General features: G+C 48.5%; 20 protein-coding genes. 10 read left to right on the forward strand and 10 right to left on the reverse strand.

Going from position 1 to position 26,332, the window contains the following annotated elements; all coding sequences use genetic code 11:
- The first annotated feature begins 30 nt into the window (after positions 1 to 30).
- From hisB to L2712_RS06915, 6 genes are all read left to right on the forward strand, one after another.
- Positions 31 to 1,098 carry a bifunctional histidinol-phosphatase/imidazoleglycerol-phosphate dehydratase HisB gene (gene hisB / locus L2712_RS06890; RefSeq protein ID WP_248977304.1) on the forward strand — a complete coding sequence of 356 codons (1,068 nt, stop codon included), beginning with the start codon at positions 31 to 33 and terminating at the stop codon, positions 1,096 to 1,098.
- A 2-nt stretch (positions 1,099 to 1,100) separates the two neighbouring features.
- The gene (gene hisH, locus L2712_RS06895; RefSeq protein ID WP_248977305.1) at positions 1,101 to 1,781 is read left to right on the forward strand and encodes an imidazole glycerol phosphate synthase subunit HisH; all 681 of its coding nucleotides are present in this window, start codon (positions 1,101 to 1,103) and stop codon (positions 1,779 to 1,781) included.
- Positions 1,778 to 2,515: a 1-(5-phosphoribosyl)-5-[(5-phosphoribosylamino)methylideneamino]imidazole-4-carboxamide isomerase gene (hisA, locus tag L2712_RS06900; RefSeq protein ID WP_248977306.1), complete on the forward strand. Its 738-nt coding sequence runs from the start codon at positions 1,778 to 1,780 to the stop codon at positions 2,513 to 2,515. Before hisH ends, hisA begins: the two co-directional genes overlap by 4 nt.
- Positions 2,497 to 3,270, forward strand: coding sequence for an imidazole glycerol phosphate synthase subunit HisF (gene hisF / locus L2712_RS06905; RefSeq protein WP_248977307.1), 774 nt, complete (start codon positions 2,497 to 2,499; stop codon positions 3,268 to 3,270). The genes hisA and hisF overlap by 19 nt, the downstream gene beginning before the upstream one ends.
- 27 nt (positions 3,271 to 3,297) lie before the next feature.
- On the forward strand, positions 3,298 to 3,918 hold the full coding sequence (gene hisIE, locus L2712_RS06910) for a bifunctional phosphoribosyl-AMP cyclohydrolase/phosphoribosyl-ATP diphosphatase HisIE (RefSeq protein ID WP_248977308.1): 621 nt from the start codon (positions 3,298 to 3,300) through the stop codon (positions 3,916 to 3,918).
- A gap of 253 nt (positions 3,919 to 4,171) precedes the next feature.
- Positions 4,172 to 5,278, forward strand: a complete 1,107-nt coding sequence (locus tag L2712_RS06915) for a phosphoribosylaminoimidazolesuccinocarboxamide synthase (RefSeq protein WP_033539246.1) — start codon at positions 4,172 to 4,174, stop codon at positions 5,276 to 5,278.
- Between the two features lie 106 nt (positions 5,279 to 5,384).
- Here the strand turns inward: L2712_RS06915 and lpxM are convergent, their stop codons facing one another.
- The 4 genes from lpxM to pheS all read right to left on the reverse strand — a co-directional run bounded on the left by lpxM (position 5,385) and on the right by pheS (position 10,160).
- A complete protein-coding gene (gene lpxM / locus L2712_RS06920; RefSeq protein ID WP_088904464.1) occupies positions 5,385 to 6,320 on the reverse strand; it encodes a lauroyl-Kdo(2)-lipid IV(A) myristoyltransferase in 936 nt (311 codons plus the stop codon).
- A 153-nt stretch (positions 6,321 to 6,473) separates the two neighbouring features.
- Positions 6,474 to 6,770 (reverse strand): integration host factor subunit alpha, encoded by a 297-nt coding sequence (ihfA, locus tag L2712_RS06925; protein WP_011866012.1) that lies wholly within the window; start codon positions 6,768 to 6,770, stop codon positions 6,474 to 6,476.
- Positions 6,771 to 6,774: 4 nt separating this feature from the next.
- Entirely contained in the window at positions 6,775 to 9,162 is a 2,388-nt protein-coding gene (gene pheT, locus L2712_RS06930; RefSeq protein WP_248977309.1) for a phenylalanine--tRNA ligase subunit beta, read from the reverse strand.
- Between the two features lie 14 nt (positions 9,163 to 9,176).
- Entirely contained in the window at positions 9,177 to 10,160 is a 984-nt protein-coding gene (gene pheS, locus L2712_RS06935; RefSeq protein ID WP_033539243.1) for a phenylalanine--tRNA ligase subunit alpha, read from the reverse strand.
- Positions 10,161 to 10,555: 395 nt separating this feature from the next.
- Here pheS and L2712_RS06940 point away from each other — a divergent pair, with 395 nt between their 5' ends.
- Positions 10,556 to 12,058 carry a methyl-accepting chemotaxis protein gene (locus tag L2712_RS06940; protein ID WP_248977310.1) on the forward strand — a complete coding sequence of 501 codons (1,503 nt, stop codon included), beginning with the start codon at positions 10,556 to 10,558 and terminating at the stop codon, positions 12,056 to 12,058.
- Positions 12,059 to 12,179: 121 nt separating this feature from the next.
- Positions 12,180 to 14,777 (forward strand): PAS domain-containing protein, encoded by a 2,598-nt coding sequence (locus L2712_RS06945; RefSeq protein WP_248977311.1) that lies wholly within the window; start codon positions 12,180 to 12,182, stop codon positions 14,775 to 14,777.
- Positions 14,778 to 14,841: 64 nt separating this feature from the next.
- On the opposite strand, the gene L2712_RS06950 is transcribed toward L2712_RS06945, so the two are convergent.
- The 5 genes from L2712_RS06950 to topA all read right to left on the reverse strand — a co-directional run bounded on the left by L2712_RS06950 (position 14,842) and on the right by topA (position 20,437).
- Complete coding sequence (locus L2712_RS06950; RefSeq protein ID WP_418075706.1) at positions 14,842 to 15,702, reverse strand: putative ATP-dependent zinc protease; 861 nt, start codon at positions 15,700 to 15,702, stop codon at positions 14,842 to 14,844.
- Positions 15,703 to 15,785: 83 nt separating this feature from the next.
- On the reverse strand, positions 15,786 to 16,148 hold the full coding sequence (locus L2712_RS06955) for a SpoIIAA family protein (protein WP_033539239.1): 363 nt from the start codon (positions 16,146 to 16,148) through the stop codon (positions 15,786 to 15,788).
- Between the two features lie 409 nt (positions 16,149 to 16,557).
- Complete coding sequence (locus tag L2712_RS06960; protein ID WP_033539237.1) at positions 16,558 to 16,911, reverse strand: DUF3802 family protein; 354 nt, start codon at positions 16,909 to 16,911, stop codon at positions 16,558 to 16,560.
- A gap of 117 nt (positions 16,912 to 17,028) precedes the next feature.
- A complete protein-coding gene (locus tag L2712_RS06965) occupies positions 17,029 to 17,604 on the reverse strand; it encodes a YceI family protein (protein ID WP_248977313.1) in 576 nt (191 codons plus the stop codon).
- A 178-nt stretch (positions 17,605 to 17,782) separates the two neighbouring features.
- Positions 17,783 to 20,437, reverse strand: a complete 2,655-nt coding sequence (topA, locus tag L2712_RS06970) for a type I DNA topoisomerase (RefSeq protein ID WP_248977314.1) — start codon at positions 20,435 to 20,437, stop codon at positions 17,783 to 17,785.
- Between the two features lie 359 nt (positions 20,438 to 20,796).
- Here topA and astB point away from each other — a divergent pair, with 359 nt between their 5' ends.
- Complete coding sequence (astB, locus tag L2712_RS06975; protein WP_033539234.1) at positions 20,797 to 22,134, forward strand: N-succinylarginine dihydrolase; 1,338 nt, start codon at positions 20,797 to 20,799, stop codon at positions 22,132 to 22,134.
- Positions 22,135 to 22,290: 156 nt separating this feature from the next.
- On the opposite strand, the gene L2712_RS06980 is transcribed toward astB, so the two are convergent.
- Complete coding sequence (locus L2712_RS06980; RefSeq protein ID WP_248977315.1) at positions 22,291 to 24,747, reverse strand: Ig-like domain-containing protein; 2,457 nt, start codon at positions 24,745 to 24,747, stop codon at positions 22,291 to 22,293.
- 216 nt (positions 24,748 to 24,963) lie between these two features.
- Between L2712_RS06980 and L2712_RS06985 the strand changes: the two genes are divergently transcribed.
- Entirely contained in the window at positions 24,964 to 26,283 is a 1,320-nt protein-coding gene (locus L2712_RS06985; protein WP_248977316.1) for a dicarboxylate/amino acid:cation symporter, read from the forward strand.
- The last annotated feature ends 49 nt before the right edge of the window (positions 26,284 to 26,332 follow it).

The raw sequence follows: 26,332 nt of genomic DNA on the forward strand, positions 1-26,332 counted from the left end.
AGAATAAATAGCATTTAAGGTAGAACAACGATGAAACAGAAAATCCTCTTTATCGACCGCGATGGCACACTGATCGAAGAGCCGGTTACCGACAAGCAAGTAGACAGCCTGGCCAAGTTGGTGTTTGAACCTCAGGTGATCCCTGCGCTACTCAAGTTGCAAACTGCAGGCTATCGACTGGTGATGGTCAGTAATCAAGATGGCCTGGGCACCCCCTCCTTTCCCAAGGATGATTTCGATGCGCCGCAAAATATGATGATGCAGATCTTCAACAGTCAGGGCGTAAAGTTTGATGAGGTGCTCATCTGTCCGCACTTCGACGACGAAAATTGCAGCTGCCGCAAGCCCAAACTTGGCCTGGTCAAATCCTACCTCACCGAGGGACGGGTCGACTTTACTCAATCGGCAGTCATTGGTGACAGAGAGACAGACCTTGGCCTCGCCGAAGCCATGGGCATAACGGGTATACAGTACAATCGCGAATCCTTGAATTGGGATGCCATTGCCGAACAACTGCTTGGGGGCAACCGCATCGCGACCGTCGTGCGCACCACCAAGGAAACCGATATCAAGGTGACAGTGGATCTCGACAGTCAGCAGAAAAGCGCCATAAATACCGGCATAGGTTTCTTCGACCACATGTTAGATCAAATTGCTACCCACGGTAATTTCAAGATGGATGTGAAGGTCGATGGCGATCTTGAGATAGACGATCATCACAGCGTCGAAGATACGGCGCTGGCCATAGGTGACGCCCTCAGACAGGCGCTGGGCGACAAGTGCGGCATAGCCCGCTTTGGCTTTAGCATCCCTATGGATGAAGCCAGCGCCAGTTGTTTACTGGACCTCTCAGGTCGCCCCTTCATTAAATTTGAAGGCCAACTTGAGCGCGAGATGGTAGGCGAGATGGCCACCGAAATGGTGCCACACTTCTTCCGCTCCTTCGCCGATGGGCTGCGCTGTACCCTGCACCTCTCGACGCAGGGAGACAATGATCATCACAAGGTGGAAAGTCTGTTTAAGGTCCTGGGGCGTACATTGCGCCAAGCGGTGAAGATTGAGGGCGATGCCCTGCCATCCAGTAAAGGGGTGTTATAACCATGACACAAGACACGACCATCATAGTCGATACCGGCTGCGCTAACTTAAGCTCGGTGCGCTACGCCTTCGAGCGGATTGGCGCCGAGGTGGAAGTCAGTGACGATATCGACAAGATCAAGGCGGCGACTCGAGTAGTACTGCCCGGCGTCGGCACTGCCAAGGCGGCGATGGCGGCACTGAGCGACAAACAGCTGATCGACACCTTAGTGTCGCTCACTCAACCTGTACTGGGCGTCTGTCTCGGCATGCAGATGCTGACGCTAAGCTCACAGGAGCGCGGCGGCTATATTGCCGAAGATGGAAACAACAAGAGTAACGAGAATAAGCGTCAAGACTGCCGATGCCTTGGCCTGATCGACACCCATATCGAACAACTCGATGCTGAAGGACTGCCCCTGCCTCATATGGGCTGGAATCAGATAACCCCGAGCGAGCACCCGCTTTTTGAGGGTGTTGCAGCTGGTAGTTATGTCTATTTTGTCCACAGCTACCGCGCGCCCCTTGGCGACTTCACCATCGCCAGCTGTGACTATGGTGAGTCTTTTAGCGCCGCCATCGCCCAAGACAACTTTATGGGGGTGCAGTTCCACCCTGAAAAGAGTGCTGCCGTTGGCGCCACTATCTTGAAGAACTTTATGAAGATGGACAAAAACACCTTTGCTAAGGAGAAGGCCCAATGATCATCCCAGCAATCGATCTTATTGACGGCCAGGTGGTGCGTCTCTATCAGGGCGATTATGCCCAGCAGACTACCTTCGACCACAGTCCCCTGGCGCAGCTGCAATCCTATCAAGCACAGGGCGCGACCTGGCTACACATTGTCGACCTGACCGGCGCCAAAGATCCCGATAAGCGTCAGACTCAGCTGATTGGTGATCTGGTGAACGGATTGGAGGCCAACATTCAGGTTGGCGGCGGTATTCGCAGCGAAGTCCAGGTCAAAGAGCTGTTAGAGCTCGGTGTCAAAAGGGTGGTGATTGGATCTCTGGCCGTGAAACAGCCCGAGTTAGTACAGGGCTGGCTCAAGACCTACGGCAGCGACGCCATCTGTCTGGCGCTGGATGTCAACATCAACGAGGCCGGTGAGAAGATAGTGGCCGTATCGGGTTGGCAAAGCGGCGGCGGTAAGACGCTGGAATCTCTGGTGGCTGCCTTTGCCCCCTATGGTCTTAAGCATGCTCTGGTGACCGACATCAGCCGTGACGGCACACTTCAGGGCAGCAATACCGAGTTATATCAAGAGATTGCCCAGCGTTACCCCGATATCGCCTGGCAGGCCTCGGGCGGCATTGCCTCCTTAGAAGATGTGGCCGCAGTGCGCGATAGCGGCGCCAGTGGCATCATTATAGGCAAGGCGCTACTGATCAATAACTTTAACGTGAAGGAGGCGATCGCATGCTGGCCAAACGCATAGTCCCCTGTCTGGATGTTCGCGACGGCAAGGTCGTTAAGGGCGTGCAGTTTCGTAACCATGAGGTCGTCGGTGATATCGTGCCACTTGCCGCCAGATACGCCTTAGAGGGCGCCGATGAGCTGGTGTTTTACGACATCACTGCCAGTGCCCACGACAGAGTTGTCGATAAAAGCTGGGTCAGCCGCGTCGCCGAGCAGATAGATATCCCTTTCTGCGTCGCCGGTGGCATCAAGAGTATCGAGCAGGCGCGGGAGAAGCTGGCCTTTGGCGCCGATAAGATCTCCATCAACTCACCGGCGCTCAGCGATCCCAGCCTGATCGACCGCCTACAAGATGAGTTTGGCCGCCAATGTATCGTGATAGGCATAGACTCTTACTATGATGCTGACACCAACAGCTACAAGGTGAAACAGTTTACCGGTGACGAAGCCGCCACTAAAGATACCCAATGGTACACCCAGGACTGGGTGGAAGAAGTACAAAAACGCGGCTGCGGCGAGATAGTGCTCAATGTGATGAACCAAGATGGTGTGAGACAAGGCTACGACATCAAGCAGCTCAGCATGGTGCGCGCTATCTGTGACGTACCGCTTATCGCTTCGGGCGGCGCCGGTACCATGGCACACTTTTATGAGGTGTTTGCGGCGGCAAAGGTCGATGCGGCCCTGGCGGCAAGTGTGTTTCATAAAGGCATCATAGACATTCAGGCGCTTAAGCGTTATCTACAAGATAAGGGTATTCAGATGCGCCTGTAGGGGTGCCATCATGCTCAAGGATTAAAAATGAAAAACGTAGAAGATTTCGACAGTTTAGATTGGGAAAAGCAACAGGGATTAGTGCCCGCCGTGGTGCAGAACCACCTCAGCGGAAAAGTCTTGATGCTGGGTTATATGGACAAGGCCGCGCTGGCTCACACCCTAGCAAGCGGCAAAGTTACCTTTTTCAGCCGCAGTAAACAGCGCCTGTGGACCAAAGGCGAGACTTCAGGCAACACCTTAGACTTGGTCGCCATCGACAGCGACTGCGACAACGACAGCCTGCTGGTACAGGTGATCCCCAATGGTCCCACTTGTCACCTCGAACGGGAAAGCTGCTGGCCAGATGGCGAAGCCCACCCCTTTATCGACAACTTGGCTAAACTCATCAAATCCCGCAAGGGGCAAGATGCCAAGAGCAGCTACACGGCTCACCTGTTCGAGCGCGGCACTAAACGCATCGCCCAAAAAGTTGGCGAAGAGGGGCTGGAAACGGCTCTGGCCGCAGCCACCCATGACAAAGAGGAATTGGTTAACGAGGCATCAGATCTCCTCTATCACCTCTTGGTACTGCTGGAAGATCAAGACCTCAGCCTTGAAGCGATCACCGCCAATTTACAAGAGCGCCACAGCGCAGTGGTTAAATGACCAACGCGTTTTAATATAACTAATTAGTAACCATGAAAAGGCGCAATAAATGCGCCTTCGTTACGCTAAGACTTGTTCTAAAGTATGGCTTGTTGCCATTTTCCTTAATCTCCTGCTTGAGGATTCAACATAATTGAGAACACTCTGTTTTCACGAAAAGAATTAAACGGAAATAGCTGTTGTCCATTGGCAGTTCTGCTACAATTTCGCGGTAATTTCTTCCTCTAACATTACACATAAAAAATAATACCCTATGAATCAATCAAACAAAGTTTTAGCCGTTAATGACGACCTGCCTATCCGTACCGATAAGCCGGTACATTCAGGTAAAGTCCGCAGCGTATATTGGTTAACCGCAGAAGACAGTGCACGTCTTATCCAGCAGAAGGGTTATGATGTTCCTGCCGATACACCACTGGCCATCATGGTGATCAGTGACCGTATCTCAGCCTTTGACTGCATCTGGCAGGGTGAAAATGGCCTCAATGGCGTGCCAGGTAAAGGCGCGGCGCTTAATGCCATTTCAAACCATTGGTTCAAGTTATTTAAGGAAAAAGGTCTCGCTGACAGCCATATCCTGGATGTGCCACATCCATTTGTGTGGATTGTTCAAAAAGCGCAGCCTGTAATGGTTGAAGCGATCGCCAGACAATATATTACTGGCTCTATGTGGCGCGCCTACAGCAAAGGCGAGCGCGATTTTTGCGGTATCACACTACCTGAAGGCTTAGAGAAAGATCAGAAGCTTGAAGAAGTGCTGATCACCCCATCCACTAAGGGCGTACTGACAGGTCTTGAAGGCGTACCCGAAGCAGATGATGTGAACGTCTCTCGCGCCGATCTTGAGCGTCACCTCGAAGGCTTTAACTTCCACAGCAAAGACGATATCGACCTGTACGAAAAGCTGTTAAAAGAAGGCTTTGCCGTGATTAGCGAGGCTCTGGCCGAGCAAGATCAGATCTTTGTCGACACCAAGTTTGAATTTGGTTATGTCAAAGGCGCCGATGGCAATGAAAAACTGATCTACATGGATGAAGTGGGTACCCCTGACTCATCACGCATCTGGGACGGCGAAGCTCGTCGTAACGGCAAGATCATCGAAAAATCGAAAGAAGGTTTCAGACAGTGGCTGCTAAACCACTTCCCGGATCCCGATATCCTGCTGAACAAAGAGCGTATGCCTGAGCGTTTTGCCCTGGCCAAAGATAACAAGCTGCCGACCGAAGTGATGATGGATATCTCTAACACCTATGTGGGTATCGCCGAGACCATTATTGGTAAGAAGCTAAACTTAAGCGACAATCCTCGCCAGGAGATCATCGATATTCTGCGCAATGAATATCAGCTGATCCAAGACTGATAAAATTTAGTGACGAGCGCTGGTCAATCGACTTGGTTTGATTAGCACTTACCAGAAAGATTAAAAGGCCACATCCCATAAAGGATGTGGCCTTTCTTTATAGCAATCAATAGATAGATGGCTCACCCGGAGGGCGGGTCCGCAGCAGTTTCAGGAACCACATGTACTGCTCTGGATAGGCGTTGATCACTTGCTCAACGGCGCGATTAAGAGCTAACGCCTCATTCTCCTTACCCTGCATCTCATCGGGTGAAATAGGCGGCAATACGGTTAACAGATACTTGCGTTTATTCTGATCATAGCCAATCTTCACCGGCATCACTTGGGCATTTCCCGCCGAGGCTAGACGCCCCACGACAGGTAAAGTGGCCTTAACCGTTCCGAGAAACGGCGCGAAGACGCTTTTTTCTGGCCCTAAGTCTTCATCGGGTAGGTAGAAGAAGCTGTTATCGTTTTTCAACTCAGACAGCAGCGCACGAATGCCCGCCTCACGCATGTAGATGTTGCCACCCTTAGAGCTGCGCATGCGGTTGTTAAACCAATCGAACAACTTATTGCGATGCGCCTTGGCCATTGAAACCATAGGAAGTTCAATATTTAAACGCAGCCCAGCATACTCTATGCCCCACACATGAGGCATAATAAAAATCACCGGTTGCCCCGCATCTCGGGCGCGCTGCACATGCTCAAACCCCTCAAGCTCTACGCGGCGCCGCAGATGGGCGTTAGATCGCAGCAGGAGTTCCGACTGAGCGAGCAAGATCATCACAAAATTCTCGATATTTTCATCGAGCAGTTTATTAACCTCAACCTCAGACATCTTCGGAAAACAGGCGTTAAGATTGGCCCTGGCCACCTTTAACGGCTTCTTGGCTATCTTTTTAACCAAACGCGCCAACAAACGTGCGATGGGATCTCTAAGCCAAGCTGGCATTAAGCCAAACACCACTAAAATGCCGATGGCAAACCAGGTTAGCCAATACTTGGGGTGTAATAGTTCCGCGCGAAAGCGGCGATCGAAATACTTCGGCTTTTTAGACATGGTTTTTTTAGATATGGATTCTCTAGACAAGAGTACAACCTCTTACTCATCCAGTGCCTGTGACGACACATAGGCCTTAACAACAAATAATCAATTCAAAAGAAACAGAAAAAGCCACTCAAGGAGTGGCCTTCTCAATCTTATCGAGTCGGATTACTTACCGGCGTTAGCCTCTTCAACACGACTCTTTAGCTTTTGTCCCGGGCGGAAAGTCACCACGCGGCGAGCCGAAATTGGGATATCCTCGCCTGTTTTAGGGTTACGACCCGGTCTTTGATTTTTGTCCCTTAGGTCAAAGTTGCCAAAGCCAGATAACTTGACCTGCTCACCGTTCTCGAGAGCTTGACGAATTTCTTCGAAAAACGCCTCAACCATCTCTTTAGCAACTCGCTTGTTAATACCAAGCGTTTCAAAAAGATGTTCTGCCATTTCGGCTTTGGTAAGTGCCATACTTTTAATCCCTCAACAATGCGTTGAACTCGGTCTTGAGTTCAGAAACTACCTTTTCAACCATCTCAGCAATTTCTTTCTCTTCAAGTGTACGAGTGTTGTCTTGTAGTGTAAGTGCTATCGCCAGACTCTTTTTACCTGGTTCAACACCTTTACCTTGGTATACATCGAACAAGTTTAAGCCAACCAACTGATTTTCGCCAACTTTTCTTATCAAATTTACAACTTTTCCTGCCGAGACATCTTCATCAACTAAGATGGCTATGTCACGTCGGTTTGCTGGAAACTTAGACACAGTCTGGGCTTGCGGCAAACTTGCGTGCAATAAGGCGTCTAATTCGAGCTCAAACACAATCGTTTTACCATTTAAGCCAAAGGGCTTTTCAAGGCTCGGATGAACGGCACCAATGACACCAATTACACGATCATTTCTTAAGATTTCAGCACATTGCCCCGGATGAAGCGCCGGATGAGATGCTTTTTTAAAAGTAAATTCATCCTCAGAAACTGTCAAGCCGATAATGGCTTCCAGATCGCCCTTAAGGTCAAAAAAGTCAACCGTTTTTGATTCCATCGACCAATGTTCGTCATTTTGGTTACCCGAAATGACCGCACCTAGCATGGCTTGTTGACGCACACCAGATTCTGCTTTCTCATCAGGTACAAAACGCAGACCCGTTTCAAACAGACGCACACGCCCCTGCTGACGACTCTGGTTGTAACCGACTGCTGTCAACAGACCAGTGAACATAGACAAGCGCATTGCCGACATCTCAACCGAGATAGGATTTGGCAATATCATGGCATCAACGCCTGGATGAACCAGTTGTTGCAGCTTAGGATCGACAAAGCTATAAGTAACAGCCTCTTGGAAACCGCGAGCGACCATCATGGCGCGCACACGCTTAAGGTCGATATCGGCCTCGTTGTGCAACGGCATGCTAAGAGCTGCTACTGGCGCTACATTAGGAATATTGTTGTAACCATAGATGCGGGCAACTTCTTCGATTAGATCTTCTTCGATCGCCATATCGAAACGATAAGTCGCCGTCGTCACCTGCCAGTTATCGTCGACGCGAGATACGCTAAAGCCCAGGCGTTCCAGGATCTCGGTAACATCGGCATCAGCAATATGATGACCAAGTACGCGATCCAGCTTGCTGCGACGCAGCAGAATACTAGCAGGCTTTGGCAGATGCTCATCAGACTTTGACTCAACAACGGGGCCGGCTTCACCACCGCAGATCTGCAGCACAAGACGTGTGGCTCTGTCCATCACCTTATGCTGTAGTTCAGGGTCGACGCCGCGCTCAAAACGGTGTGATGAGTCTGTGTGCAGACCTAAACGGCGAGATTTACCCATAATGGCCAAAGGTGCAAAGAAAGCACACTCTAGCAGGATATCTTGTGTCTCGCTGGTGACGCCTGAGTATTCACCGCCAAATACGCCCGCTAAGGCCAATGGCTGGCTGTTATCGGCGATCACTAGGGTATCTGCTGGCACTGTTACTTCATTGCCGTCAAGCAGTGTCAGCTTCTCCTCACCATCACCCAGACGAATCTTGATTTGACCGTCAATTTTAGCCAAGTCGAAGGCGTGCATCGGCTGGCCAAACTCAATCAACACATAGTTAGTAATATCGACAATAGGATCGATTGAGCGGATACCGCTGCGACGCAGTTTTTCCTGCATCCAAAGTGGTGACTGCGCCTTGACGTTAACATTCTTAACGACTCGGCCCAGGTAGCGTGGACAAGCACTTGGCGCCTGGTTATCAATCTCGATAGCAGCATCAATGCTAGGCGTTACCGCATCCCAAGTCGGCGCAACAACCGTTTGACGGTTAAGTACACCCACTTCACGGGCCAGGCCCACCATGCCGAGACAATCGGCGCGGTTGGCCGTCAGGTCGACGTCAATCACCGCATCATCAAGATCCAGATATTCACGCACATCCTGACCAATAGGTGCATCGAGTGGCAGCTCAATGATGCCATCGCTCTCAATATCGATTCCCAGCTCACCATATGAACACAACATGCCAAATGAGGGCTGACCACGTAACTTGGCTTTCTTAATCTTAAAGTCGCCCGGTAACACGGCGCCTACCATGGCCACAGCCACTTTCAGACCTTGACGGCAATTTGGTGCACCGCAGACAATATCGATCAACTCATCTTGACCCACATTGATTTTGGTCACTCGTAATTTGTCAGCATCTGGGTGCTGACCACACTCGACCACTTCACCTACGATGACGCCGGAAAATTCACCTGCGACAGCATCAACACCATCGACTTCTAAACCCGCCATGGTGATCTGATGCGATAACTCATCACGGCTAATACTTGGATTGACCCACTCACGAAGCCAAGATTCACTAAATTTCATTTTTACTCGCTCCGTTATTTGAATTGCTTAAGAAAACGTAGGTCGTTTTCGAAGAATGAACGCAAGTCATTCACCCCATAACGCAGCATTGAGAGACGTTCAACCCCCATACCGAAGGCAAAGCCTTGATACTTTTCAGGATCGATACCGACGCTGCGCAGCACATTAGGATGAACCATGCCGCAACCCAATACTTCTAACCACTTGCCGTTTTTACCCATCACATCCACTTCCGCCGAAGGCTCAGTGAACGGGAAATAAGAGGGACGGAAGCGAACTTGTAGATCTTCTTCGAAGAAGTTACGCAGGAAATCGTGCAAGATCCCTTTTAACTCGGCGAAGTTAACATTTTCATCGACAAACAACCCTTCCACCTGGTGGAACATAGGTGTATGAGTCTGATCATAATCATTACGGTAAACGCGGCCCGGAGAGATGATACGCAGCGGCGGCTTTTCCGTTTCCATGGTGCGGATCTGCACGCCCGAGGTCTGGGTACGCAGCATCAACTTAGGATTAAAATAAAAAGTATCGTGATCGGCACGAGCTGGGTGATGCTCAGAAATATTCAGCGCATCGAAATTATGGAAATCGTCCTCGATCTCTGGCCCCTGCTTTACGCTAAATCCGAGCTCACCAAAGAAGGTTTCAATACGTTCGATGGTGCGGGTCACTGGGTGCAGGCCACCATTGTCGATACGACGTCCCGGCAGAGTAACGTCTATGCTTTCCGCGCTCAATTTCGCTTCCAGCTCGAGGGCTTTGAGTCCCTCAATACGCTCTGACAGCTTTTGTTGTACCGCTTGCTTAGCCTGGTTAACCGCCTGGCCAAAAGCAGGCTTCTCTTCTGCGCTAAGCTTACCCATCATCTTCATCATGTCGGTGATCTTACCCTTCTTACCCAGGTAATCGACACGAAGCTCATCGAGGGTTTTCAGATCATCTGTCCCTTCGATCGCCTGCAAGGCCTGTTCTACGATTTCTGTTAACTCTGACATCATCTCTTCCAGTACGCCTGCTCCCAAGGTGGAAGCCAAGACTTTCTATATGCTGACTATTTATCTTTACGAAAATAGAAAAAGAGACAAATTTTACGTGACCACAAGGGATTTGACTAGGGCTTATTTGGTATTTTTCTAACGAAATCCGTGAGAAAAGACTCACCCATCGGCTAGGCAATCTAATATCGATTAAAAAGCCAGCCCAAAATGTAATTTTGATTCGCCGCCACAGGGTTGAGGATGTAAACTTGAGCGTTAACTTATTTAGCAATAACGACAACACCTCAGTACAAATAAACAACAAACAAGCGCCTTAACGACATTTTGTCATTCAGAAATGCTGTCCAGCATCCGATAAGGTGATCATATCCCTAAGGCGACAGAGAATAGCTATGAGAGAAGTGAAATTTCGATGGATAGATCAATATCTTATCCATATGACCCTGAAAACCAAGTTCACCATACTTGCCATTATCCCCATCATCACCCTCATGGGGCTTTCCTATATCCTTTACGGCCAATTCAACAGCCAGCTTAAACAGAGCCATCAACAAAGCGCCCTGGCCGACGCCCAAAAGATGGTGGCATTAATTGACCTTAGTCAGCAGTATGTCCCCAAAACCCAGGCTGACAACTACCAACAGGCACTCATAAATACCGGTTTTGCCGAAACCAAACAATCGCTGCGCCAAGACGCTGCCCGCCTGGTTGATAATGGTGGCGGCACCATGGTAAATGGCGAGGCGATACAAGCTTTTAGCCAAGCGTCAAACACAGGCTTGGTCGCCAAGACTCAAGTCAGCGAGCTCGACAAGGTGCTGAGCTCGGCGCAAAACATAGTAATCATCAGCCTGGTAACCCTGATCTTGGTTATCCTCATCAGCAGCTATTATATCTCTACGTTTGTTGGTGGTGCCCTGTACACCAATGTAATGGCATTAAAGCGCGCCGCCGATGGCGATCTCACCGGTCGGCTAAATTTCTTCGAGGTTAAAGACGAGTTCAGTATTTTAGCGGTAAGCATAGATACCTTAGTCGAGCGCCAACACCAGCTGGTGACCCGCATGACTCAGGCCAGCAGTCAAATACGCACCGTTGTACAGGCATTTAGGCAAACAGCCCAAGAGGGACAGAGTCTGGCAGCCGAACAACGTCAACATCTGGACTCCTTGGCCACGGCTATGGAAGAGATGACCGCCGCGGTGAAAGAGGTGGCCCGCAACGCCGAACAATCTTCTAGCGAGACCCAAGAAGCCAATCAACAGGTTGAGGCGGGCTCGAAGGATATCGCCACCACGGTAGAAGCGATTGGCGATCTCACCAACGAGATTGGTGAGGCATCATCAGCGGTCAACACCCTTAACGACAACGCCGCCAAGATCGATGAGGTGGTGACCACCATCAATGCCATCTCTGAACAAACCAACCTTTTGGCCCTCAACGCCGCTATCGAGGCAGCCCGCGCGGGCGAGCAAGGCCGTGGCTTTGCCGTAGTCGCCGATGAAGTGAGAACCTTAGCGGGTCGTACCCAGGCCGCTACCGTCGAGATTAAAGCCATGATTGAAGCGCTGCAAAGCGGTTCTCAAGCCCTTACCCAAGTGATGAAGCGCACGGTTGAAAAGGCGCAAGATGGTAAACAACACGTACTTGAGACAGGAGAAGATCTTAAAGCCATCGCCCATCACAGCGAACGGGTCTACGAGATGAGCGTACTCATCGCCACCTCAGCCGAAGAGCAATCGGCGGTCGCCAACGAGATAGCGACAAATCTGATGGAGATCCGCAACCAGTCTCACGACGTCGAGCAGTCAGCGAATCAGTCAGTCTCTGGCTGTGATGAACTGCACGCCACGGCGGAACAGCTCGACCAACTGCTCGTTGGATTAAAAATCTAGTCGTCTTAACTGCTTAGGGTAGTAGTTATCTGCCCTAAGCAGCACTCACAAGAGTTTAAACCTGCCTTGTTTTGATTTAATCTTGAGCTATCACTCGTTAATGAACGGATCGCGCCACCATATGGTCGACAATTACAAAGACAAGGCCAGCTCATTAAATACCCAATGGAAAAATAGCCTTACCTTTAAATTCACCATCATCCAATTTGTGGTCGCGGCGCTGATCATCATATCCAGCATCTGGTTAATCTTCTCTACTGAGAAGAAACACCATATGGATACTCAACTCTCCTTAAGTCAAAACTATGGCCTGGCAGTGATAGAACAGCTGCAGCAAGTTACCTCGAAAATTGAGACCCTGGCCAACTCTATTGCCATTGTCGGCGAAACCTACCGCGGACAAGATGAGATCATCAGGCAGCTTGTTCCCTCATTGCTGGATATTGGCCAGCGTCATCAACTGATCGCCGGTGGAGGGATCTGGCCAGAACCAGGTATGTTTGGCAAAGAGCAAGCGCGCAATAGCTTCTTCTGGGCGAGAAATGAACACAATGAATTTCAATTTCTGGACAGTTACAACAATGACGAGGATCCTGGCTACCATCAAGCCTTCTGGTACTTACCTGCCAAATATTTTCAAGATGAACATATCCACTGGTCAAAATCCTACGTAGATCCCTATACCCAAGAAGTCATGCTCACAGCTTCGGTGCCAATGCGAGCAGCTCATAGCTTTATCGGTGTCGCCACTGTGGATATCGCCTTGAGCGGTTTAGACAAACGTTTTCATTTTTCTGATCAGAATCCACTCTCTAAGGGCTACATTCTCGCTTTAGACAGTTATAACAATCTCCTGGCCGATCCATTCGATGACAGTGCGGATAATCAAGGAGACATGCTGGGACAGCCCCTCACCAAACTCGTGCAGCGATATCCTCAGCTAAAGGCTGTACAGACAAGCATTGAACAGATGGATCAAGCCTTTGCCACGCAGATGAAGGACAATCCGGCCTACCGACCCGATCAGCTGGAAACATTACTGGCCCTTACCCCAAGGGAGGAAAGAACACGACTGAGTACCCTGATCAATGGCGCGATACAGGCTAATCACAATAAGGAGCCAATCGTCACCTTGGAGCTTGACAGCGATCCCCTGTTTAACGAGCCAGTGCTGGTGTCTATTCTGACCATGGCTCAAACTCAGTGGAAGATCATCTTGGTCACCCCACTATCAAGCCTCTCTTCTCAAGCCAATGCCATCGCGCTTAAGATAGGTGCATTTTTATTACTGTCGCAGCTACTTGCGCTATTAATCCTCTTCATTTTCCAACACAAACTCTTCATCCGTCCCATCTTTCAGATCGTTTCGGCGCTGAAAAGCGGCGATTTGGGACGCCTGGAGCTAGACGCCAACAAACGTCGCGATGAGCTCAGTCAACTGGCAAAAGCCTTCATTGCCCGTAGCAATCAGCTGGAGATCGCATACGCTAGTCTCGATGCCAGTAATCTCGCACTTGAGCAACAATTGGCCATGCAACAACTGGCGCAGCAAGAGCTGGAAAACAAGAAGGAGTTGATCAACTCCCTGCTCAACGCCTCACAAAATCTGATCTGCATCAAGGACACCAACGGCTGTTACTCTCTGGTCAATGATAAGTTTTGTGAAGTGATGGGCATAGAGCGCAGCCGGGTCATTGGTGCCCGCGATAGCGATCTTTACCCCCAGCATATTGCAGCTATCATCGGCAACCATGACCGTATTATTTTAGACAGCGATCAGGCCCAATGCTTTGAACAACCTATGCCAACGGTACAGGGTGAACGCATCTTCCTACTCACCAAATATCCGATAAAAGATCAAGACAGTAATGTCATTGCGCTGGGCGCCATGGCGGTCGACATCAGCAGCCTAAAAGCCAAACAACAGGAGATGGAAGATACCATTAAGGCGCAAGCATCCCAAAATGCTCAATTGAAACAGGCGCTAGATGCAAAACTGCACACAGCAGTGCCGGAAGGATTGGAGCGCCAAGACTTAGCGCAGCTAAAACAGATCGAGTTGGCCCAGCAGAAGATCTTACCTCGAGTATTGCATCAACTACTGCGTCAGGAGCTACAGGCACTCGAGCAAATCTTCATCATGCTGCGCCAATTAGATAGCAATGCCGCTGATGAAGCGCATCTAGCACAATTTGCCGAAGTGTTAACAACCCAAATAGATATCATACGTCACGGGCAATCTTTGATTAGCGCCGATATTACCGATATCCGCTCAACGGTGGCCGATCTCTTCTTACACGATCTCATCGCCATGCTGCAGCCTCAGCTACAGTCTCTGGAGATAGAGGTACTTATCGATAGCCCCCATCATCTGACAGTGCCCATTTCACCCTGGCACTTTTTGGTGCTTTGCCATCAATTAATCAATAACAGCCTTCAGCATGCTTTTCCCGAGCATCAATCGATACCAAGACCTAAGCAGTTATCTATTCGTGTCTGCTACCAAGAGGGAAGGCTCACTCTCATTTTGAGGGACAATGGTGTGGGTATCAGCCCCATTGAACTTGAAAAATTAACCCATGCCCTTACCAATCAAGGCCAGGGGCATGGCACCTTAGTGAATATCAATCGCTGGCTGATGGCTCACTTTTCCGGCGACCTTACCATACAGGCTCAGGCTGAGCAGTTCACAGAGATCACCTGTCGCTTACACCTTTAGGAAAATAAAAAATCCCCGATGAGACAATAAAACTCATCGGGGATTTTCGCTTAATTAAATTGCCCTACAAGGCGACATCAACCAGGTAGTGGCCCTGCAACCAGTTACGGCCAATGAGTAGCTTATTCGTCATCTTAGAGCGGTCCCTGAGGTTTACTTTAACCTTATACTCTTGGCCCGGCTCACCCACATTTAATTCGACCATGTAACGCACCTCGCTACCTTGAGCATTACGAATAAGCGAGGTTTCAACGATGCGAGCGTGAACTCGTTTAGACTCGCCTTTCTCATTCGCAGTCGTAAAATAGAGCATCTTACCAACATTCTGCTCCATATCCTCAACGCCATTCTCTACCTTAAGGTCGACCGCATGGAGTGAGTTTTCAACGGCGCCAGTATCGATTCGCGTGTCAAAGATTAAACCCGTCTCTAGAATACTAATGGGGGCCATGGCGCCAATTACGCGCTTCTCCGCCACATCAACGACATATTTACCTTTTAACCAGTTCCGGCCGATCAGCAGTTTATAATCCATGTGGCCGCGATCTCTAAGGTTAACCTTAACCTTGCGAATATCACCGCCAAAGCCAATATGCATCTCCACCATATAGCGGGTTTCAGTGCCTTGCGAATTACTGACCGTCGAGGTTTTCACTATCTTGGCGCTCAGGCGTTTACGCTCTCCGGCAGCATTTTCAGTCGTAAACCAGATCAGTTTGCCGACATTATCTTTCATCTTCTTAGCGCTACCGCCTTGGATCTCAAGATCATAGGCATGCAAAGAGGTGTTACCTGCACCAGTGTCGATCCGCGCTTGATAAACAAGCCCGGCTTCATTAACCGTCATCTTGGCTGTTTGTCCAATCACAGCTTTTTGCTCTGCATGAGCCGGCGCCAACATGAGTAGCGCAATTAAGGTCAACATTCTCAACATATACAAGTTCCTAAATTCGATGAAACAAAAGCCGACTCTGCGTCGGCTTAATTGGTAATCCTAAAGCTTGAAAATCAATCGGTTATCCACTGCATTGCCTCTGTGACATCTTGGCGGGCAAAAACCTTTACAGGACAAGGCGCCATATAGGCCATGACTTTGGCAGTATTAGCAACCCATTCTTTATCTGTGATAATGGCGACTCGAGTAAAATCCGTCAAATGAAAGAATCCTAATTTGGCGTCATCCCACAGCGTCTCAACAGAAAAGCCTTCAAATGCTTCACTAAATTCATACCAGAGCTTAATGCTTGAGTGATCTTGTAACTTAGTCTCAATAGCTGGCACCAATTTATCTTGATAATCGGCGCGAGTCAGCACTCCTTGTGCTTTAACCGCAACGATATCGTCCTCAAATCCTGATAATAATTGGATCATCGTCCTCTCCCCACTCAATGCCGCTAATAGACAAAATGATAAACAAACAGACAAAATAGAGTACTGGTACAGATGCAATGGGTCAGGTGCTCGCTAATATTAGGGCCTAATCTGACATATCTGTAATGACGCATAAATTGTACCCCAAGCCAAACCAAGATAAAGGGCACAAAAGGCAATGAAACAACAAAAGGAATAAAGCCCCAGCCAAAGGCTAACGCATTGGCACTGAAAAGTTGAAACGCGAACCAAAACAGCACGAGAATAGCGTAAATAATAAAATGTTGTTTACTGATTGAGGTTGCTGACATCAACAAAATTTTCCGGACCCGGCATTTAATCTAACAGTAGGTATAAAGCGAGATCTTCTCAAGCGATGAGTTGTAAACACCTGTTACTGATTACAAATTTACGCTTGCTGCATCTTGGCGATTTCCTGATCGAATAAGTTTTTGATCAAGCCAGAAAATTCTGTGATAAACAAAGTTTGGTCTGTCGTGGCGTTATGGTTAGCGACCTTAGCTAAAATCTCTTCTAAATCATAGACGATAGCATCGACCTCTCTGATCACCATATTACGTTCAGCAAACGTTAAAGAGGGATTTTGACCACACACCATGATGATCTGCGCCGCAAGTTGTTCTTCAAACAACTCCATCACAGTCTCACCACCCATCTCGCCCGCTTCAGAGGCTTCGAAAAGTCCTAAATGCTCAGTAAGATATTGTATTAAATGTATGTACCCGTCTTTATCAGTAACCATTTTTAGCCCTAAACACACGACTTAACTAAGAGCATGGTATAGCCCATGCTCAATATCCAGTTTATACCGCCATTATGGTATAAATCCTGTTGCTAATCTTGTTGTCAGTGCACGTTTTTAACGCTTTAGTGTTAATACAAATGAAACAGGCACGGCCAGACTAATAGAAGATAAGCCTGCCAGTTCTCTCAGCTTTTCAACCCCGGATGTAAAACCAAAGTCGGCGGCATTCACCACCAGAGGGGCTTCACTGGCCACCATCAGCTTATCCTTAGCCAACTTGGCAACGCTAACCATCACAGGTATTGTCTGGCTTTGTCCATGCAGACTAATGCTTGCCTCAATGGTCATCGACATTATACTTCCCACGCTGGCCTGCTCTATCTGGCTGGCATCAACTTTTGCACTCAATTTCAATGCCGGATACTGCGCCGTCTCAAATAAGATCTCTTTCATACGTTGGTCGCGGATATCGACATTGGTCACTACACTACTCAGCGGAATAGACAAGTCAAAAGTCCCCGCATCATTCAGCTCACCCGAGACTTCGGAAAAATGATGCACTTCAGCAATATCACCTTTCTTTATCGAAATAAAATTAACCCGTGATCCCTCATTACTCACCTGCCAACTAGCCGAATAGGCATTTAAGCTTAACATCCCCAAACCGACTGCCATGATTAATGTCTTCATTTTTCTCTCCATCTGATTGACAAGTGTCCATTGAAACTCGCGTGAATAAAAAATCACCTAGTTTAATGATTAACAAGATGATCTTAACTATATTAGCCTAATACAACAGATTATGAATCACTAAATTAGTCGCAACAAAAAAGCCCTAACAATGTTAGGGCTTTTATTTATTTGTGGATTAGGCTTTCTTCTTCGCCTTAGGCTTGGCCTTGGTTTTCGTCTCGCTGACCCACTTTCCATCAATATATTTGGCTATCCAACCCGTCGCCTTGCCATCGACCTCAGTGGCAACATACTGCTCCTTGGTCTTGCGGCTAAAGCGCACAAAGGCCTTGTTACCTTCATCATCGGTCACTGGTGCATCGGCTAAATATTGGTATTTCGGCCAAAGCAGATCTCGGTATTTGACCAACTCCTCTACCAGAGGTGCTCGGGTTTCACGAGATTTAGGGAAAGTACTGGCTGCCATAAAGATGCCAGCCGCTCCATCACGTAAGACGAAATAACCGTCTGACTTGGTGCACTTGAGCTCAGGTAGATGGATAGGATCTTCCTTCGGTGGTGCAACTTCGCCATTTTTTAACAGCTTGCGAGTATTTTTACACTCACTATTGGTACAACCGAAATACTTACCAAAGCGACCGTTCTTCAGCTCCATATCATTGCCGCAACGATCACATTCAATAATTGGGCCTTCATAGCCTTTGATCTTAAACTGCCCCTGCTCAACCTCATAGCCACCACACATAGGGTTGTTACCACAAACGTGCAGCTTACGCTTTTCATCGATTAGATAACTGTCCATAGCCGTGCCACACACGCCACATCTGTGTTTTGCACGCAGCGCATCGGTTTCGGCATCTTCGCTGTTTTCACTGACCGCTTCTTCACCCGGCGTCAGGTTCATGGTTGTCTTACAACGCTCTTTCGGCGGCAAAGCATAACCCGAACACCCAAGGAATACGCCTGTGGTACCGGTACGAATCCCCATAGGACGTCCGCAAGTCGGGCAAGCAATATCCGTCAGTACCATCTCGTTAGGACGCATGCCACCTTCTTCCGGCGGCAATTCGGCTTTCTCAAGCTGAGCGGTGAGATCTTTATAGAAGTTGTCGAGTACCTTCTTCCATTCGAGCTGGCCCTGGGCAACGTTATCCAGTGTTTGCTCCATGCCAGCGGTAAAGTCGTAGCTCATCAGATCTTCAAAGCTACCAATGAGACTTTCACTGACGATTTCGCCCATCTTCTCGGCATAGAAGCGACGATTCTCCACTTTCACATAACCACGATCTTGAATCGTTGAGATGATGGTGGCATAGGTCGAAGGTCGACCAATTCCTCGCTTTTCAAGCTCTTTGACCAAAGACGCTTCACTATAACGTGCTGGCGGCTTAGTAAAGTGCTGTTTAGGCAGAAGCTCATTCAAAGCCAACACATCACCTTCTGCGACTAGAGGTAAAGTGCTATCTTCTTCGTTTTTCTTCTTAATCGCGGTCTGTACGCGCGTCCAACCGTCAAACTTAAGCGTTCGTCCGCTGGCTTTAAGCTCATAATCTCCAGCCGTCACTGTAAGGCGTGTCGCATCATATTTCGCAGGCGTCATCTGACAGGCCACGAATTGACGCCAAATCAGCTCATAAAGGCGCTGAGCATCACGCTCCATATCGGTCAGACTGCTGGCGGTCACACTCACATTAGAAGGACGAATCGCTTCGTGAGCCTCTTGAGCGCCCTCTTTGCTACCATATCGAATTGGCGCATCGGGTAGATACTTATCACCAAACTCTTTACCTATCATCTCACGCACACTATCGAGCGCTTCCTGACTTAGGTTGGTCGAGTCGGTACGCATATAGGTGATGTGACCCGCTTCATACAGCCGCTGCGCCATCATCATGGTTTTCTTCACACCAAAACCGAGACGTGTACTGGCGGCCTGCTGAAGCGTCGACGTAATAAAAGGTGCCGAAGGCTTGCTTGAGGTCCCTTTGACCTCACGGCTGGTCACCTGATACTGGCTATCAGTTAACGCCTCGACGGCCACCATAGCCTGGGCTTGGTTAACCGGATTAAAGCTCTCACCTTGGAACTTAGCCACCTGCATCTTAAGCGGTTCATTACCTAAGGTGGTTAGCTGGGCATGAATATCCCAAAACTCTTCGGGCACAAAGGCCTTAATTTCACCTTCACGCTCAACCACCAGACGAGTCGCCACCGACTGCACACGACCCGCTGAAAGGCCGCGTGCCACCTTTTTCCACAGCAGCGGTGACACCATGAAGCCCACAACGCGATCGAGAAAACGCCTCGCCTGCTGCGCATTGACCATATTGGTATTAAGCTGCGACGGATGACTAAAGGCTTCTTGAATCGCACTCTTAGTGATCTCGTTAAAGACCACGCGCTGATAGCGCTCTGGATCCCCACCAATCACTTCTTGAAGATGCCATGCAATTGCCTCCCCCTCTCTATCCAAATCGGTTGCGAGAAAGATATGATCTGCATTTTCAGCAAGTGACTGTAATTCTTTAACGACTTTTTCTTTACCCGGCAAGGTTTGATACTTTGCCTTCCAACCTCGCTCAGGGTCGACACCCATGCGCGCGACCAGTGCTTTTTTCGCTTTGTCTGCCTTATATTTTGCCTTTTCTTCGGGGGACATCTTGCGCACTTCAGCGGGCGTTTTCGTTGCCGAACTCGCGTCACTGCTCGAAGATGTAGGGAGATCACGGATGTGACCTACACTCGATTTTACGATGTAATCTTTGCCGAGATATTTATTAATAGTCTTGGCTTTGGCCGGTGATTCGACAATAACTAGCGATTTACCCATAGAATGATCTGCGCCAAAAAGTCTCAAAATTCTGTAAATTGGCTCCATATATAGAGGGTTGTATCAATAGTTTCAAGCTAATCCCTACTTTATTTGTTACGGCGAGCCAATTTTTAACCGTTTTTGAAAAAAATGTGAAAAATAATATTGCGTAATTAAAAACTAATATTTCATTATTTCCTATCTAGCAAGCAATACTTATGCATTTCTGAGCCGATATCACAGATAAGGCAGATTTCCCCTAGCTTGTTAAGCCCTAAAGCTCAAGTATACTGGTCCACAAATTCAACGAATTACTCCGCCATCTCCAGCTGTGTTGAGATGGAAAATTAAAGCAATAATAACTTGAAGGATGTGCAATGAAGCATTACGAAGCAAATTTTGATGGACTCGTCGGACCGACACATAATTATGCGGGACTGTCTTATGGCAATGTGGCTTCTTTAAATAATGCTGCCGCTGTCTCCAGCCCTAAGGCAGCCGCGAAGCAAGGACTCAAAAAAGCTAAAGCATTAGCTGACTTAGGCTTAGCCCAAGGAATGCTTGCGCCTCAGGAGCGCCCAGACCTCCACACCTTGCGTCGAATTGGTTTTTCAGGCACAGATGCCGAAGTACTCAATAAAGCCGCTAAGCAGGCGCCTGCGCTCCTTAGAGCCTGTTGTAGCGCATCGAGCATGTGGACCGCCAATGCCGCAACGGTATCTCCAAGCGCCGATACCCATGACGGTAAAATTCATTTCACGCCGGCAAACCTAGTAGACAAGCTCCATCGCAGTATCGAACCTGTTACCACTGGCAATATTTTAGCGGCCACCTTTAACAACTCTCGCTACTTCCACCATCACCAGCACCTGCCAGAGCACGTGAGCTTCGGCGATGAAGGCGCGGCCAACCACACTCGTCTATGCAGTGAATATGGCCATGCCGGTATCGAGCTGTTTGTCTATGGCCAGGAAGCAACCAACCCAAGTGCGCCCAAACCAAAGAAATACCCGGCAAGACAGACGCTAGAAGCCTCACAAGCTATCGCTCGTCTTCATCAACTCGATGACGAGAGCAGTGTCTTTATCCAGCAAAATCCTGATGTCATCGACCAAGGTGTGTTCCATAACGATGTGATCGCCGTGGGTAACCAAAATGTGCTTTTCTATCATGAGCAAGCATTTGTTGACACCCAAAAGAAGCTGGCCGAGATCCAAGATAAATTTAACGGTAAAGCGCTGCATTTCATTGAAGTGCCTACCGCCAAAGTGGGCATCCAAGATGCGGTGAAGAGCTATCTGTTCAACACCCAGATCGTCACCCTACCAAACGGTGAGATGGCAATTATTGCACCAACTAACTGTCAGGAAAATGAAGCCGTCTATGCCTACCTTAACGAGTTAGTGACCTTTGGTACGCCAATTAAGCAGGTACACTATTTCGATGTGAAGCAGAGTATGCAAAACGGTGGCGGACCAGCCTGTCTGCGCCTACGTGTCGCCATGAATGAAACAGAACTCGCAGCGGTTAACCCTAATACGCTGATGAATGATGAATTGTTTAACAGGCTCAACCTTTGGGTGGACAAGCATTACCGTGATGAGCTCGCTATCAAAGACCTCGCCGATCCACAGCTCATCATTGAGTCACGCACGGCACTGGATGAGCTGACGCAGATCATGAAGCTAGGCAGCGTCTATCAGTTCCAGAAGTAAACGGTATACGAGTTACAAAAGCAAAAGCCATCTTTAAGATGGCTTTTTTGTCACCTTTATAAGAATAATTACCCTACCATTGCTTAGCTAAAACACTCTAGGGGATTAAAATGATCAAAAAAAGACGCCTTAAGGCGTCTTTTTTATTGGGGATATCTATAAGATATTCACGCCAATTGAAACCACTTGCGTAATAAGTCCACCCGGGGTTTCAACCTCTACGATAAAGACACCTGTATTAGGTTCATCTTCACCTTTCAAGGTCACTGTAAACTCGCGACCACCATTGTAGTTCGAGCTTGGCCAGACATATTCAGCATTACTAACAACCGAACCTGCGCTCGTCTTAAAGCGTACCTTAGAACCGGCTGGCATCTGCTGGTTATGCAGATCCGAAATTGTGAAGGAGACACTCGCCGCACCTTTACCCACGATATTGATGCTACCACCGTAATGATCGCCATCTTTATCACTGATCAGGATATCTGCAGGTGCTGTTGCATACGCGGTGCTTCCGGACATTACCAGCACTAAACTACGACGTACGTATAGCGACTTAGAATCGTTCACACCATCGGCGCAGCCAGCATGTACAGGATCAGAGCACAATACCCCATTGTATTTGCCATCTTTAGCTTCAAATACACCATTAGAGTTAAAGTCAATTAACTCCTCAAGGGTACCACCCTCTTGCCCACCTGCCTGCTGTGGGTTAAACAAACCATCTTCGTTGTAGTCATTAAAGGCATCGGTAAGGTCAAACGACTGACCGGTAACATCTTTACCATTGGTAAATTCAGCCATCTCTGACGCATCGAAGCGGCCATTACCATTAAGATCAGGGAATGACTCTTCACCAATCGCTGTCGCAGTAATGGTCGCGCGGCCGCCATATTTCTGGCCATAAACGTTACCGTACACACCTAGCGTCGGATAGTAGATCAAAGCGGCACTCGGATTACGAACCATTTCGCCAGCTCCAGAGATAAGAGTCTCACCTTCTGGACGTGGCAGTTGACTGGTCCAGGTCACCGAACAGGCACCATTAACCGTCTGACAAGCGTCTTCAATAGCACCACCTTCGGTGGTAAATGAAACGGTTGTTCCATCAGGTACCGGGTTGTTAAAGGCATCGGCCATACGCGCCGTCACCACTACCTTAGTACCATCTTGATCCCAACCTTCTGCGTTGAGTACTTCTGCAGACAGTGAGAAACTGTCTTGATCAGGAATACCTGTCGATACAATTAACTGGCTCGACTGACTCGAAATCGCAGGTACTGCACCATTATCAACGGTTGCGGTAACACGCAGCGAAGTCGCTACCGTACCTGTCGTGACAACAGTCTGAACGATACCATTATTATTGGTTGTCGCCTGTAGAGGTGAAATATCGACACCGCCAACCTTAGTATTGAGTGAAAACAACACATTTTGGTTGGGAACTGGGTTGCTGTTCTTGTCCAGCACCTTGAACTTGACTACAGAAGACTCGACGCCACCTGTCCCAAGAATGGCAATATTCTGAGGTGTTGCAGAGTCGAATACGATACTGCCCACATCGGCTTGCAATATATTCAAAGTGCCAGTAGCAGATAAGCTGATGCCACCGGCATTGGCGGTAACATTGATCTGATCTTCGCCAACACACCCCTGCGCACGGTAGGTAGAAGTTGCGATACCATTGCTAGAAGAGACTGGTGAGCTAATTTCTGCCTGAGCAGGACTCTTGGTCGCACAGGTTGAGGAGAAGTTCACATCCACAGGCTGAGTAAAAGGATTTCCTTTATCATCTTGAATGAGCACGGAAATGGTTGCGGTACCACCTGCCGATAAAGTGCTGGTACTGATTTCAGCTTGTCCTTGAACAAAAGGATCGCCGCTCCCCATCACCACATTGGTAGCGCCAACCACGACAATAGTCTTACCCACTTCATTGGTTGAAAGGCTCGCCGTCACCTCACCCGCACCGAGCGAGCTTCCAGCGTAGATATCAACGCTCGCCTTACCTTCAGCATTAGTTACCGCTGTCTTAATAGGCAGGTCGCCAATAGTGGTAGCAAAGGTCACTATGGTCGGCTTAGAGATACCGGTTACCGTAGCGGTAATCTTGCCAGGCTCTAAAATACTGATAGATTGAATAGGATTACCTGCGCTATCGGTGAGCGCCACAGAAACCTGGGCTCCACCACCGGCTTCACCGCCATCACCAACCATGGTTACGTTAAGCGATGCACTTTCACCAGAAGTCGTGGTTGCTGTAACCGTTGCCCCTGTGTTGATCGCCGCTGTATCCAAACGGACTTGTGCAATACCTTCAGAATCGGTAGCAACCTCACCCGTACCAGGTGAGAAAGTACCGTAAGAATCATTGTTTAAACTGAATGACACTAAGGTACTCACCGGTGCACCTGTTGAATCCTTCACCTTTGCGGTAATAGTTGCTGGCTCAGCAACTGAGATCTGCGTATTGTCTATAGACAGTTCTACAGAGATAGTCGGTGGAGTTGGTGTTCCTCCTGAACCATCATCTGTGACATTTCCCCCGCCACTACAGGCAACAATAAAAAGTAAAAATAAATATGAGGTAAAAACTTTAAACGCTGACTTCATTGTCAGACTCCCTGTTACTCAGATTATCATTAAAAGCATCTGCTTATTACTTATAGGCTAACATTACACAATTTTCCCATAACTTTTCCATCACTAATCGCGATTAAAGACGTAAAAGCGGTAAAAACTTTAACTATTTTCCCATTTCATCACCTTAGGTTTCTTGCTAGGCTTTAGGGGCAAATTGAAAAGCATAAAAATAATACAGGAAGCACTATGTCTGGCACGCAAAACAAGAAGATTGGCCTCACCGGAAAAATACTCATTGGTATGGGTGGAGGCATTTTAACCGGGCTGCTTCTTCGCAGTTTCTTTCCCGGTAGCGAGTTTATCGAAGAGTATATTACTAACGGCCTGTTAAACGTGGTCGGCAGTATTTTTATCTCCAGTTTACAGATGTTGGTCGTCCCTCTGGTCTTTATCTCCTTGGTATGTGGTACCTGTTCACTCAGTGACCCCTCATCCTTAGGTAGACTAGGCGGAAAAACCATCGCTTTTTATCTATTTACCACAGCGATTGCTCTCTCAATGGCCATTTTGGTCGCCCTCTTAGTTCATCCAGGCAATGCCTCTCTGGCCGCCGAAAACATGCAATACAGCGTCAAAGAAGCCCCTAGCCTATCGAATGTATTGATCAATCTCGTTCCCCGTAACCCAATACAGGCGATGACTGAAGGGAATATGCTGCAGATCATCATTTTTGCGGTGATTTTCGGTTTCGCTATCTCCCATATTGGTGAGCGCGGTAAACGCGTCGCGGCACTATTTAACGATTTAAATGAAGTGATCATGCGCGTGGTCACCCTAATCATGCAACTGGCGCCTTACGGTATATTTGCCCTTATGGGTAAACTGGCCTTAACCTTAGGTCTTGAGACTTTTGAAAGCGTAGTGAAATATTTCATGGTGGTGCTAGCGGTTTTATTAGTACACGCCTTTATCAGCTATCCAGTGCTATTAAAACTCTTCTCAGGGTTAAGCCCATTTACCTTTATTCGCAAGATGCGTGATGTGCAGCTGTTTGCTTTTAGCACCGCCAGCTCTAACGCTACCCTGCCGGTCACCTTAGAAACGTCTGAGCATCGTCTGGGGGTCGACAATAAGGTGGCTTCATTCACCTTGCCTCTGGGCGCCACCATTAATATGGACGGTACCGCCATTATGCAGGGTGTCGCGACTGTCTTTATCGCCCAGGTATTTGGTATCGATCTGACTATTACCGATTATGCTATGGTCGTGGTGACAGCTACCCTCGCCTCTATCGGCACTGCGGGTGTCCCTGGAGTAGGCCTTATCATGCTAGCTATGGTACTTAACCAGGTTGGACTTCCGGTCGAAGGTATCGCGCTTATCATGGGTGTCGACCGACTGCTGGATATGGTTCGCACCGCAGTCAACGTCACCGGTGACTCGGTTGCAACGCTTATCATTGCCAAATCGGAAAATGCCTTTAATCAAGAGACCTTTGATGACCCTCAAGCAGGTAAAACTGCCGGTAGCTTCATCGATCAGGTTAACGCCGAACTGAAAGAGTAAAACCGAACATTTCCCATTAAAAAGGCGTCCATTGGACGCCTTTTTTGTA

The organism is Shewanella marisflavi (assembly GCF_023283925.1).
Taxonomy (GTDB): domain Bacteria; phylum Pseudomonadota; class Gammaproteobacteria; order Enterobacterales; family Shewanellaceae; genus Shewanella; species Shewanella marisflavi.

Excerpts from the sequence above, each read along its gene's own strand:
- pheT (WP_248977309.1), bottom strand. The coding sequence starts at position 9,162 with ATGAAATTTAGTGAATCTTGGCTTCGTGAGTGGGTCAATCCAAGTATT.
- L2712_RS06940 (WP_248977310.1), top strand. The coding sequence starts at position 10,556 with ATGAGAGAAGTGAAATTTCGATGGATAGATCAATATCTTATCCATATG.
- L2712_RS06915 (WP_033539246.1), top strand. The coding sequence starts at position 4,172 with ATGAATCAATCAAACAAAGTTTTAGCCGTTAATGACGACCTGCCTATC.
- L2712_RS06985 (WP_248977316.1), top strand. The coding sequence starts at position 24,964 with ATGTCTGGCACGCAAAACAAGAAGATTGGCCTCACCGGAAAAATACTC.
- astB (WP_033539234.1), top strand. The coding sequence starts at position 20,797 with ATGAAGCATTACGAAGCAAATTTTGATGGACTCGTCGGACCGACACAT.
- hisIE (WP_248977308.1), top strand. The coding sequence starts at position 3,298 with ATGAAAAACGTAGAAGATTTCGACAGTTTAGATTGGGAAAAGCAACAG.
- L2712_RS06965 (WP_248977313.1), bottom strand. The coding sequence starts at position 17,604 with ATGAAGACATTAATCATGGCAGTCGGTTTGGGGATGTTAAGCTTAAAT.
- L2712_RS06950 (WP_418075706.1), bottom strand. The coding sequence starts at position 15,702 with ATGTTGACCTTAATTGCGCTACTCATGTTGGCGCCGGCTCATGCAGAG.
- L2712_RS06960 (WP_033539237.1), bottom strand. The coding sequence starts at position 16,911 with ATGGTTACTGATAAAGACGGGTACATACATTTAATACAATATCTTACT.
- pheS (WP_033539243.1), bottom strand. The coding sequence starts at position 10,160 with ATGTCAGAGTTAACAGAAATCGTAGAACAGGCCTTGCAGGCGATCGAA.
- lpxM (WP_088904464.1), bottom strand. The coding sequence starts at position 6,320 with ATGTCTAAAAAGCCGAAGTATTTCGATCGCCGCTTTCGCGCGGAACTA.
- L2712_RS06955 (WP_033539239.1), bottom strand. The coding sequence starts at position 16,148 with ATGATCCAATTATTATCAGGATTTGAGGACGATATCGTTGCGGTTAAA.
- L2712_RS06980 (WP_248977315.1), bottom strand. The coding sequence starts at position 24,747 with ATGAAGTCAGCGTTTAAAGTTTTTACCTCATATTTATTTTTACTTTTT.
- topA (WP_248977314.1), bottom strand. The coding sequence starts at position 20,437 with ATGGGTAAATCGCTAGTTATTGTCGAATCACCGGCCAAAGCCAAGACT.
- hisA (WP_248977306.1), top strand. The coding sequence starts at position 1,778 with ATGATCATCCCAGCAATCGATCTTATTGACGGCCAGGTGGTGCGTCTC.
- L2712_RS06945 (WP_248977311.1), top strand. The coding sequence starts at position 12,180 with ATGGTCGACAATTACAAAGACAAGGCCAGCTCATTAAATACCCAATGG.
- hisH (WP_248977305.1), top strand. The coding sequence starts at position 1,101 with ATGACACAAGACACGACCATCATAGTCGATACCGGCTGCGCTAACTTA.
- hisB (WP_248977304.1), top strand. The coding sequence starts at position 31 with ATGAAACAGAAAATCCTCTTTATCGACCGCGATGGCACACTGATCGAA.
- hisF (WP_248977307.1), top strand. The coding sequence starts at position 2,497 with ATGCTGGCCAAACGCATAGTCCCCTGTCTGGATGTTCGCGACGGCAAG.
- ihfA (WP_011866012.1), bottom strand. The coding sequence starts at position 6,770 with ATGGCACTTACCAAAGCCGAAATGGCAGAACATCTTTTTGAAACGCTT.